The 11494-nt window shown below is 75.4% G+C and carries 7 protein-coding genes, 1 tRNA gene and 1 pseudogene; 3 read left to right on the top strand and 6 right to left on the bottom strand.

All coding sequences use genetic code 11. The features are described 5' to 3' along the window. From IF01_RS49230 to IF01_RS0108515, 3 genes and pseudogenes are all read left to right on the top strand, one after another. Positions 1–89, top strand: a pseudogene (locus IF01_RS49230) (IS5/IS1182 family transposase); the annotation flags it as partial. Positions 90–339: 250 nt separating this feature from the next. Further along, positions 340–1614 carry a helix-turn-helix domain-containing protein gene (locus IF01_RS0108520; RefSeq protein ID WP_030392682.1) on the top strand — a complete coding sequence of 425 codons (1275 nt, stop codon included), beginning with the start codon at positions 340–342 and terminating at the stop codon, positions 1612–1614. Continuing rightward, positions 1611–2171 (top strand): flavoprotein, encoded by a 561-nt coding sequence (locus tag IF01_RS0108515; protein WP_030392681.1) that lies wholly within the window; start codon positions 1611–1613, stop codon positions 2169–2171. Before IF01_RS0108520 ends, IF01_RS0108515 begins: the two co-directional genes overlap by 4 nt. 99 nt (positions 2172–2270) lie before the next feature. Here the strand turns inward: IF01_RS0108515 and IF01_RS0108510 are convergent. From IF01_RS0108510 to tmk, 6 genes are all read right to left on the bottom strand, one after another. Further along, a tRNA-Thr gene (locus IF01_RS0108510) sits at positions 2271–2344 on the bottom strand. Positions 2345–2436: 92 nt separating this feature from the next. After that, entirely contained in the window at positions 2437–3093 is a 657-nt protein-coding gene (gene leuE / locus IF01_RS0108505) for a leucine efflux protein LeuE (protein WP_030392680.1), read from the bottom strand. Positions 3094–3150: 57 nt separating this feature from the next. Next, positions 3151–4917 carry an alpha/beta hydrolase gene (locus tag IF01_RS0108500; protein WP_078879776.1) on the bottom strand — a complete coding sequence of 589 codons (1767 nt, stop codon included), beginning with the start codon at positions 4915–4917 and terminating at the stop codon, positions 3151–3153. 86 nt (positions 4918–5003) lie between these two features. Then, positions 5004–6188 carry an alpha/beta hydrolase gene (locus IF01_RS0108495; protein ID WP_030392678.1) on the bottom strand — a complete coding sequence of 395 codons (1185 nt, stop codon included), beginning with the start codon at positions 6186–6188 and terminating at the stop codon, positions 5004–5006. A gap of 261 nt (positions 6189–6449) precedes the next feature. Next, positions 6450–7661, bottom strand: coding sequence for a DNA polymerase III subunit delta' (locus tag IF01_RS0108490; protein WP_030392677.1), 1212 nt, complete (start codon positions 7659–7661; stop codon positions 6450–6452). A gap of 252 nt (positions 7662–7913) precedes the next feature. Next, positions 7914–11462, bottom strand: coding sequence for a dTMP kinase (gene tmk / locus IF01_RS0108485; RefSeq protein WP_030392676.1), 3549 nt, complete (start codon positions 11460–11462; stop codon positions 7914–7916). Between the last annotated feature and the right edge of the window lie 32 nt (positions 11463–11494).

Raw genomic sequence — 11494 nt, 5'->3', positions numbered from 1 at the left:
ACGAACGCGACCCCCGAAACTACCTGGCCTTTCTCGGCCTTGCCGCCACCCTGTGCTGCTACAAGCACCTGGCCCGCTTCACCACATAGGACACGGTCTTAGCCACTGGGTAGAGCCGCGCATGCGAGAGACCGCAGATGGGCCTCAGTCATGCGGGAGCGTGGAATCGCGAGCTGCGAGGGTGGTCGAGCTGCCGACGTCCAGACAACTCCATCTCGGTGCACCACGGTTAGGGCATGGGCTCCGCGTGCATGACCCATGCAGATCGTGCATGACGGGTTGTCCTGGTGCGGCTACGCTCGGCTCGCCAGGGCAGGATCAGCATTGGCAGGAGAAGCCATGTCGCGGACGGCCACAGGACACTCCGCTGCGGGTGGGATCGGAGAGGTGATCCGCCGCGCGCGAGTGTTGAGCGGCCGGTCGCAGGCGGACGTGGCCACCGAACTGGGCTACCACCAGTCGAAGATCAGCCGGTTGGAGAGCGGCAAGGGGACGCAGGACATCGACGTCCTGCGCGCTGTCGCAGCCGTGCTTGACATCCCACTGGAAAGCCTCGGCCTGTCCTCCCATACCAGTGCGGACAGCAGGACGGACGACATGCACCGTCGCAACTTCCTGGCCGCGAGCGTCGCCGCGCTCGCGACCCCGACGCCCCGTCCCCGCGTGAGGATAGAGCTGGTCCAGGCGCTGCTGCCCGGACCTGTTCCAGCCGATCACGCGCCACAACCCCGGGCCGCACTCGCGGCCCGGCTCTCCCAGGTTCGGAGGCTGTTCTACACCTGCCGGTACGCCGAACTCGAAGGCGCTCTGCCCTCGCTGATCGCCGACCTTCGCCAGGCCCAGGATGCCTCCCGCGGCGACGATCAAGTCCTGTCCGGCCTCCTCGCGACGGCGTACCAGACCGCGGTCAGCCTGCTGCTCAAGCTCGGCGACCACGGCAACGCCTGGCTGGCGGTCGACCGTGCCATGGCCGAGGCCGAACGGAGCGCCGACCCCGTGGTGATGGCCTCCAGCGTCCGCGTTCAGGCGCACGTCCTAGCGCGCGACCGGCACACCGCGCCCGCCGTCACCCTCATCCGGCACACCGCCGACCAGCTTTCCGGCAGCTACGACCGGCGCCCACCCGAGTACCTCGCCGCGCTGGGGCTCATGCTCCTTCGCGGGGTGACGGCCGCAAGCGCCGGCGGTGACCGCGCCACGACCGCCGAATTCCTCTCCGAGGCTCAGGAGGTCGCGCGCTACGTCGACCTCGACAGCGCCGAAGCCTGGGCAAACTTCAGTCCCACCAACGTCGCGCTCCACTCGGTGAGCGCCTCGGTCGTCCTCGGCGACGCCGGAGCGGCGCTGGAAGCCGCCCAGCCGCTGATGCGCAGGCGCATCCCGGTCCCCGAACGCCGGGCGGCCCTGTGGGTGGAGGCTGCACGGGCCTACAGCCAGCAGGGCAGACTGGCCGAGGGATACAAAGCGCTCAGGATCGCAGAGAGCTGTGCCTCGGAGGACATCCGCCGACGGCCCAGCGTGCTCGAGCTGGCCGGTGACATGGCCGCTCGCGACCCGCGTGGCGCCGTCCCGGAGCTTCGCCGTTTCTGTCAGGAGTTGGGAGTCCAGGTTTGACCGAGCACCGCGAGCCGTTCCTCTACGTCGTCGTCTGCGCGTCGGGCATCGCCGACGGAGTGGGCGAACTGATCACCGCAGCCCATGCCGAGGGCTGGGGAGTCGGCGTGATCGCGACCCCGAACGGGCTCGGCTTCATAGACCAGGAGGCCGTCGAAGCCCAGACCGGCTACCCGATCCGCTCAGCCTGGCGCACGCCGAGCATCCCCCAGCCGTTGCCCCCGGCCGACGCCATCGCGGTTGCCCCGGCCACCTTCAACACCATCAACAAGTGGGCCGCCGGCATCTCCGACACCCTCGCGCTCGGCATCCTCTGCGAGGCGTACGGCCTCGGCATCCCCGTCGCCGTCCAGCCCTATGTCAACGCCGCCCAGGCCGCCCACCCCGCATACGGGGAGAGCCTGGCCAGGCTCCGGTCGATGGGTGTCCTGATCGGCGACTACGTCCCCCACAAGCCCAAGTCCGGCGGGGGCCGCGACAAGTACAACTGGACCCACGTCCTGGATCTGCTGCGACCGCGTCTCCTCGGACTTTCCCCCAGCCCGGCCGAAAACTGAGACCGCGAACACGAAGACCGTCCGCGCACGACGGCGCCGACGGGCGCAGTAAAGGCAAAAGCCCCAGGTCACGGCGAGTGAGTCCTGGGGCTTCTACAGAGCCGCCTGCGGGATTCGAACCCGCGACCTACGCATTACGAGTGCGTTGCTCTGGCCAACTGAGCTAAGGCGGCACCGCTGCCGAAGGCTCGGCAACGCGGGCCAGTCTACACAGGTTCGCGGGTGATCCGTAACGCGGTGGGAAGGGGGTGGGGGCGGGGCCGGGTCAGGCGGAGGAGACGGCGAGCTTGGCGGCGAAGCCGGCGAAGAGGGCGGCGACGCTGCCGGTGAGGGTGGCGGAGAGGCGCTTGCGGCGGCGGAAGGCGGTGGCGAGCGAGGTGCCCGCGAAGATCAGCACGGAGAGGTAGAGGACGCTGAAGCCCTGCAGGATCCCGCCGAGGAGGGTGAAGGAGAGCACCGGGCTGCCGTAGGAGGGGTCCACGAACTGGGTGAAGAAGGAGAGCAGGAAGAGGATCGCCTTGGGGTTCAGGAGGCTGATCACCAGGGCGCGGCGGAACGGGCGCTCGGTGGGCCCGGCGGCCTCGGCGGCGCCGTCGGCCGGCTCGTCGGAGGCCCGGTGCTCGCGCCACAGGCCGCGGGCGGCGCGCAGCATGCCGATGCCTATCCAGAGCAGGTAGGCGGCGCCGCCGAACTTCACCACGGCGAAGACGGCCGGGTTGGCCTTCAGCAGGGAGGCGGCGCCGAGCGAGGTCAGGCTGATGAGGGTGAAGTCGCCGACGAAGACGCCGGCGGCGGCCCGGTACCCGGTGCGGACGCCCTTGCGGGCGGCGACCGAGAGCACGTAGAGGGAGTTGGGGCCGGGGAGGAGGACGATGACGAGGGCGCCGAGGACGTAGGTCGTCAGGTCGTTGACTCCGAGCACGGTGGGCTCCGGGAGGGACGAGGAGGTGAGGGGGCGCCCATCGTAACGGGCACTCCCTCACCGCCCACAGGTCTTGCCGTCCTCCGGCGGCTCGCCGCCCAGCAGGAAGCGGTTGACCGCGCCGTCGAGGCAGGTGTCGTGCCGGCCGTACGCGGTGTGGCCGTCGCCGTCGTAGGTGAGCAGGCGTCCGGACTCCAGCTGCCCGGCCAGTGCCTGCGCCCACGCGTAGGGGGTGGCCGGGTCCCGGGTGGTGCCGACGACCACGATCGGGGCGGCTCCGGCGGCCCGGACGGTGTGCGGTGTGCCGGTCGGCCGGACCGGCCAGTAGGTGCAGGTCAGCGCCATCCAGGCCATGTCGCGTCCGAACCTCGGCGAGGTCCGCTCGAAGTCCGGGACGGCACGGGCGGCGTCGTCGGGGCCTGCGAACGGCGCGGGCAGGTCGAGGCAGTTCACCGCCATGTTGGCGAACATCAGGTTGGGGTACGAGCCGTCCACCTCCCGCCCGTAGTAGTCGTCGGAGAGCCTGAGCAGGCCGGTGCCGTCGCCCGTCGCGGCCTCGGCGAGCGCGGTGCGCAGCCGGGGCCAGAGGAAGTCCGCGTACATGGCCTGGATGACGCCGGTGGTCGCCTGTGCCTCGCTGAGCCGGCGGGCGCCGTCGGTGGTCGTCAGCGGGTGGGCGTCGACCTCGGCGAACAGAGCGCTGAGCCGCTCGCCGGCCTGCTGCTCGGTCCGGCCGAGCGGGCAGTCCTCGCGGGCGGCGCAGTCCCGGGCGAAGGCGGCCCAGGCGGTCTCGAAGCCGCCCGCCTGGGTGCGGTTGCCGGTGAGGGAGTCGAGCGAGGGGTCCATCGCGCCGTCGAGCACCATCCGGCCGGTGCGGCCGGGGAACAGGCCCGCGTAGGTGGCGCCGAGGAAGGTGCCGTAGGACTTGCCGACGTAGTGGAGCCGTTCGTCGCCGAGCAGCGCGCGCAGCACGTCCAGGTCGCGGGCGGCCTCGACGGTGCTCAGGTGGCCGAGCCGGTCGCCGGACCGCTGCCGGCAGCCTTCGGCGAACTCCTTGGCGGCGGTCACCAGGGCGTCGACCTCGGCCTGGTCGTCGGGGGTGATGTCGACGGCGGTGTAGGCGTCCATCCGTTCCCCGTCGAGGCAGGTGACGGGTGAACTGCGGCCGACCCCGCGCGGGTCGAGACCGACCAGGTCGTAGCGGGCGCGGACGCCGGCGTCGTAGGTGCGGGCCACGCCCTCGACGTACTCGACGGCCGAGCCGCCGGGGCCACCCGGGTTGAGCAGCAGCGAGCCGAGCCGCTCGCCGGGGGCGACCGGGTCGCCGGCCCCGGCCGGAGCGGCCGGAACGGCGGGGGCGCGGACAGCGGCCAGGGTGAGGTCGCCGTCCGCGGGGCGGTCGTAGTCCAGCGGCACCCGGAAGGTGGTGCATTCGAAGCCGTCGTCGCAGGGCGTCCAGCCGAGCCGCTGCGCGTAGTAGGGGGCGAGCGCGGGCGGTACCTCGGCGGGCAGCGCCTCCAGCGGCGTGACGGCCGCCGCGCCGCCGGCCGCCCCCGCGAGGCCCGCCGGGGCGGCACCGGAGGAAACAGCACCGGAGGGGGCCGCACCGGAGGGGGCAGCAGCGGGCGACGCGCTGTCGGAGGGGGCAGCGGGAGTAGGCGCGCCACCGGCCGAGCAGCCGCCCGCCACCAGACCGGCCGCGGCCGCCAGCGCGACCGTGGCCACCACACTCGTACGACGCCCCCGCGACGCCCGAACCCGCGCTGCCCGAACCTGCGATGCCCGATCCCGCGATGACACGTCCTGCCGCCCGTCGGCCCGCATATGGGATCCCTTCAGCCGTCCGCACCCGTCGGCAGCCGCGCCGCCGCCCGGGGGTACCGGAAGCGTAGTGCCCGCACCGGGCCTGGTCAGGACGCCTTGCCGAGCGTCTCGCCCAGGTACTGGGCCGCCTGCCGGACCAGCCGCAGCCGGATCCGGTCCGCCGAGTAGTCGGTCGCGTTGTCGGAGATCCGCACCTCGGCGCGGGCGGCGGCGCCGGTGCCGCCGCGCAGGGCCGACTGGAGCTTGCGGGCGGCGTCCAGCCCGGCGGTGTCGGCCTTCCCGGCGGCGAGCAGCAGCCTCGGGGTCCCGGCGGCGGGCGCCTCGGCGCCGGTCCGGGCGAGCGCGGCGGGGTCGTACCGGCCGGAGACGGCGGCCGCCGCGCCGTACAGGTCGGGGCGGGCGAGGCCGGCCGCGGCCGCGCAGGGCGCGCCGTCCCCGACCCCGAGCGTGCCCCAGGCGGCCGGGCCGGGCGGCAGGGTGCGGAAGGTGGCCGCGATGGTGGTGCGCAGTGCCGCGTCGTCGGCGACGGCCATCGGGGCGGCGGCGACCAGCTCGCAGGGGTGCGCGGTGCCGTTCGGCGCCTCGGGGGCGACCAGGATGAACGGCTTGGACTTGGCGCTCTGCACGGCGGAGGCGAGGCCCTCGAACACGTCCGGGACCTCGGTGTCCGCGGTCTTCCGGGGGGTGGCGGCGTGCATCACGACGACCGGGAAGCGGGCGTTCGGGTCCTTCGCGTACTGGGCGGGCAGCCAGACCCGGACGTTGCGCGGGTGGCCGTCCGGGCCGGGGACGGCTGACTGGAGCAGCTCGCCGCCGCCCGGGTGGCCGACGCTGTCGAACCGGCTGACCACCGGCAGCGGGGAGGGCGTCGGCGTGCTCGCGGTGGTGCTGGGGGCCGCGGCGTCGACGGCCTCGACCGGCGGGGCGGCGGGCCGACCGGCGCCCGGCCCGTCGGCCCCGCCACCGGAACCGCCGAACCCGTTGCCCGCCTCGCTCCCCTCGAACCGGTCGGCGGCCGAACCGGTCCGCCCGGCGACCCCGCCGTCGAGGCTCCCGAAGGCGCCCAGTGCCGTCAGCAGCGTCAGCACGGTGACGCAGATCCCGCAGACCATCGCCCCGGCCGCCCGCACCAGCATCGGCCACTGGTCCCCGCTCAGTTCGTACGTCTCGGCGACCCGTAGGTCCCGCCAGCGCACCAGCGCGCCACGGGCCAACCAGACCCCTCCCCCGGCGACGGCGAGCAGGGGGACGAGCAGAAGCGAACGGACCATGGGACGCACCACCTCGGGGAGGGCCGGACGGGGCGGTCGGGCCCGGCACCGTACGGGACGCGACGGCCCCGGCGGCGGGGCGCAGTCGGCCCCCAGCGTGCAGGTCGGGCGGGACGTCCTACGACGGTGCGCCCGGCGCGTATCGCTCGTTCACTCGAACGTGGGACGCGGCACTGGCGCGGGAAGCCGAACCGGCCAGGCGCGGGAGCCCACGCCGGGGCCGGTGCGGGAAGCCGTACCGGCCCCGGCGCGGCGCGGCGGTCAGCCCGCGCGCAGGGCCACCGTCATCGCCTCGACGGCCAGCAGCGGATCGACGTTGCGGTCCAGCGCCACCCGGCAGGCGAGGATCGCCTCGATCCGGCGCAGGGTGGACTCCGGCGGACCGGCCTGGGCGACCCGGTCGAGCGCCTGCCGCTGGTCCTCGTTGGCGAGCGCGCCGGTCGAGCCGAGCTGGATCGCCAGCACGTCCCGGTAGAAGCCGAGCAGGTCCAGCAGGGCGACGCCGAGGGTCTCGCGGCGGGTGCGGGTGGCCCGGCTCTTCTGCCGCTTCTCGAGTTCCTTGACCGCGCCGGCCATGCCGCGCGGTGCCTTGCCGCCCTCGGCCGCGCCGTACACGGCCTTGAGGTCGTCGGTCTCCTTGCTGTCCTGGGTGTCGGCGAGCGCCTCGGCGTCGGCCTTGGCGGTGTCGACCAGGCGCTGGGCGGCGGCCAGGCAGCCGCCGATGTCACCGACCTCCAGCGGGATCCGCAGCACCTCGGCGCGCCGCGACCGGGCCTGGTCGTCGACGGCCAGCCGGCGCGAACGCTCGATGTCGCCCTGACCGGCCAGCGCGGCCAGCCGGGCGGTCTGCGGATCGACCCCGTCGCGCCGCACCAGCATGTCGGCGACCGCCTCGGCGGCCGGGGTGCGCAGCACCAGCAGCCGGCAACGGGAGCGGATGGTCGGCAGCACGTCCTGCACGGAGGGGGCGCAGAGCAGCCAGACGGTGCGCGGGGAGGGCTCCTCCACGCCCTTGAGCAGCGCGTTGGCGGCGGCCTCGGTGAGCCGGTGGGCGGCGTCGACCAGGATCACCGACCAGCGGCCGCCGGTGGGGTAGCTGGAGGCGCGCAGCACGAGGTCGCGCATGTCGCCGACGCCGATGGACAGGCCGTCGGTGCGGACGTACTTCACGTCGGCATGGCTGCCCGCGAGCACGGTGTGGCAGCCGTCGCAGAAGCCGCAGCCGGGGGTGCCGCCGAGCGCGAGGTCCGGGCTGGTGCACTGGAGCGCGGCGGCGAAGGCCCGCGCGGCGGTGATCTGGCCGGCCCCGGGAGGTCCGGTGAACAGCCAGGCGTGCGTCATCAGCGAGGCGTTCGCACCGGACACCGGCTCGGCGCCCCGCCCGGCATCGACGATCGCCCCGGCCGCCCGGGCGGCGCCGGTCAGCTGCTCGACCACCCGCTCCTGGCCCACCAGGTCGTCCCAGACGGCCACTGCTGCTCCCACGCTCGGTACGGACCTGCCACCCCCGCCCACAACACCGTCGACGGCGGGAGCCGGAGGCCGCCGGACGGACCCGTCCGGCCTTCGTCTCCCGCTTCCCGCCGTCGAGCATACGTGTCCGGTACGACGTCGCCCGGTGCTTCCGGACCGGCCCCACCGAGACCGGACCGGCCCCACCGGCACCGGGCCGGGCCTACCGCAGGCCCGGCCGGACGTTGCTGCCGTCCCGGCTGTTCCGGCCGGTCAGCTCCGGCGGCCCCAGCGCCGGGCCTTGCCCTTGCCGTCGTCCTGGCCGCCGTCACGCCGCGCGTCACCGGCGCCCGGGCCTGCCTGCCCCGCCTGGCCCGTCGGACCGGACGGAGCGGACTGACCGCCCTGGCCCCAGCTGGCCCACTCCTCGCGGGTGCCGAGCAGGGTGTCGGTGAGGCTCGGCAGATCGTCGAGCGGGGTCTCCTCCGCCCAGTCCGGCCGGGGCCTCGGGTCGGCGGCGGGCTGCTCCTGCTGCGGGTCGACCACCGGCAGCTCGCGGGTGCTGTCCACCGGACGGTCCGCCGGCGCCTGACGGGCCGGGCTGCCCGGCCGGGCGTCCCGCCAGAGGCCCTGCGGCACCTGGCCCTGCGGAGCCGGCCCCGACGGCACCTGGCCCGACCGCGCCTGACCCGACGGCACCTGGCCCGACGGCGTCTGGCCCCCGGGACGCCCCGGCTCGACCCTCGGCAGCACCGCGGTCCGGTCGGCCTCGTCCGCCGGAATCCGCGGCAGCACCGCAGTCTCGTCCGCCGGGATCCGCGGCAGCACCGCCGTCTCGTCCGCCGGAGCACCCGTGGCACCGGTCCCGGCCGGCGCCGCCGGGACGACCGGCAGCACCGCCGTCTCCGCGACGTCCGCCATGCCACCCGCCGCCTCGCCGGGCCGCCCGACGGCGCCCCCGCCCAGCACCGGAAGCTCCCTGGTCGCGTCGCTGCCGTCCCGCCGGTCCGACGGCCCGGAGTCCTTCACGACCCGCAGCTCGGTGGTCATCTCGTCGTCCGGACCCGCCCCGGCGGCACCCGGGACGTCCCCGCCCCGGCCCGTGCGCTCCGCACGCTCCGCCGCCTCGGCGGCGGCCGCAGCGGCCGCGGCCAGCGCGGCGGCCTGCGCCAGCCGGGCCTCCTCGGCCCGCTGCAGCGCCTCCTCCGCCCGGCGCCGCTGCTCCTCCCGGGCCAGCTCGCGCTGGCGCTGGAGCTCCGCCCGGGCGGCAGCCTCCTCGGCGAGCCGCTTGCGCTCGGCCTCCTCGACGGCCCGGCGCGCCTCTTCCTCGGCCCGCCGCTTCGCCTCTTCCTCGGCCCGCTTGCGGGCCTCCTCCTCCGCCCGCAGGCGCGCCTCCTCGGCGGCCTTGCGCGCGGCCTCGGCGGCGACCCGCTCGGCCTCCTCCTTGGCCAGCCGCTCCTTCTCCGCCTGCTCGGCCCTGAGCTGCGCCAGCACCTCCTGGCGCTTGCGCTCGGCGGCCTCCTCCTCGGCGCGCTTGCGGGCCTCCTCCTCGGCCCGGCGCCGGGCCTCCTCGGCGGCCTTGCGCTCCTGCTCGGCGCGGGCGGCCTTCTCCTGCTCGGAGAGCGGCAGCTCGCGGTCGAGCCGGTGGCGGATGGAGGTGGTGACGAGTCCGGGGGCCTGGCTGCCGTCGACGACCAGGTAGCGCGCCGGGTCGGCGGCGGCGAGCGCCAGGAAGCCGGAGCGCACCCGCTGGTGGAACTCGGTCGGCTCGGACTCCAGCCGGTCCAGCGCCTCGGTGAACCGCTCCCGGGCCCGGGTCGGGTCGACGTCCAGGACGACGGTCAGGTCGGGCATCAGCCCGCCGGTCGCCCAGCGGGAGATCCGGGCCACCTCGGTGGCGGCCAGGTCGCGGCCCGCGCCCTGGTAGGCGATCGAGGAGTCCATGTACCGGTCGGTGATGACCACGGCGCCGCGGGCCAGCGCCGGGCGGATCACGTTCTCGACGTGCTCGGCCCGGTCGGCCGCGTAGATCAGCGCCTCGGCCCGGTGCGAGAGCCCGGTGTTGCCGACGTCCAGGACGAGGCTGCGCAGCCGCTGCCCGATCGGGCTGCCGCCGGGCTCACGGGTGAGCACGACCTCGTGGCCCTTGCCCCGGATCCACTCGGCGAGCGCCTGGGCCTGGGTGGACTTGCCGGCGCCGTCGCCGCCCTCCAGGGCGATGAAGAAGCCGGTGCCCGCCCGGTGCGGGGCCGGACCGGTGGCGCCGCGCACCGAGTCGACCAGGTCCCGGCCGAACGGCACGGTGCCGCGCCGGTCGTCGGTGCGCAGCAGCACGACGACGGCCAGGACGAGGGTGAGCAGTCCGGCGGTGCCGACGGCGAGGGCCGCGCCGCCGTGGATGAACGTGAACGAGCCGGGCTCGACGGCGCCGTACTGGACGTCCCCGTAGGCGGCGGCGATCAGCGGCAGGCCGACCAGCGAGGTGCCGACCACGACCCGCAGCACCGCGTAGAGGTGCTCGGTGACCTTGGGCAGCCGGGCCTCCTCGACCTCCAGGGCGAGCAGGCTGCGGCCGGTGGAGATCACCACGCCGGCGGCCAGCGCGGCCAGCGCGGTGAGCAGCAGCAGGAGCACGAAGTCCAGCACCAGGCCGGCCAGCACCAGCGCGATGCCCTCGGTGAGCAGCGCCAGGGCGAGCAGCCGGCGGCGGGAGAGCGTGGGCAGCACGGCCCGGGTGATCCGGATGCCCAGTGCCGGGACGCCGGTCGCGGCCAGCACCAGCATGCCGTAGCCGATCGGCCCGGCGCGGTGCTCGACGGCGGTCAGCAGGGACAGCGCGGCGACGCCGGCCATCGTCGCGTACCCGGCGGAGACCGCGAAGGTGAAGTACGGGGCGGCGCCGGTGCGGCCCTTGGCCAGGGCGGGGCCGGGGGTGGCGTCGGTCGGGGCGCGCAGGCCCCGCAGCGGCGAGGCCGGCGGCACCCGGACGGGACCGCCGGGCAGCTCCTGGACGTACACCCGGGCGGCCGAGACGGCGAACAGGGCGGCCGCACCCAGGGCGGCGAAGGTGGTCTGGTGGGCGCGCAGCCAGTCCGAGCCGAGCGCCGCGAAGACGTTGTTCAGGAGGGTGAGCGCGACCAGCGCGCCGGCGCCGAGCGGCAGCGCGGCCCACCCGGTGCGGTGGTCCAGCGTGCGGACGGTGGCCAGGTTGGCGGCGGACGGCCGCCGCTCGCCGGCCGGCGCGTAGGGATCGACCGGCGGCAGCAGGGCCGGGACGGCCGCGGCCTTGGCGATAGCCCAGACCCGTTCGGCGGCGCCGGTCAGGAAGACGGTGGCGAGCAGCACCCAGGTCGCGGCGCCGGAGGGCTCGGTGCCGGAGCCCAGCCAGACGATCCACCACGGGGCGATGCCGATCAGCACGACGCGCAGCACGTCGGCGCCGAACAGCGTCCAGCGCCGGTCGAGCTTCCCGGTGAGCAGCCCGTGCACCGGGCCGAGCAGGGCGGCGCCGACCAGTCCGGTGGCGGCCAACCGGGTGGCGAGGACGGCGGCGACCGCGAAGGCGAGGCTGCGCGGCAGGTCGCCGAACTGCCGGCCGAGCACGGCGGCGACCACGGTGAGCATCAGCAGCACCAGCAGGCCGAGCCGGTCCGCGGTGCCGCCGATCAGCTGGGTGGTCCACAGGCGCCGGTAGGGGCGCAGCCGCAGCAGCGCCCGGATCCGCTCGCCGGCGGTCCCGGCGGGCGCGACCTCGGGCAGGCCGGGCGTACCGCCCGGTCCGGCCGCCGGGGCGCTGGGGGTGGGCTGCTCCTCGCTCGTCATACGGTCAGCGTAGCGGTCGGGGCATGGCGCAA

This window comes from Kitasatospora purpeofusca (assembly GCF_000718025.1).
GTDB classification, from domain to species: domain Bacteria; phylum Actinomycetota; class Actinomycetes; order Streptomycetales; family Streptomycetaceae; genus Kitasatospora; species Kitasatospora purpeofusca.
Note: the sequence above shows the minus strand (reverse complement) of the source record. Positions and strands in the feature narration are given on the sequence as shown.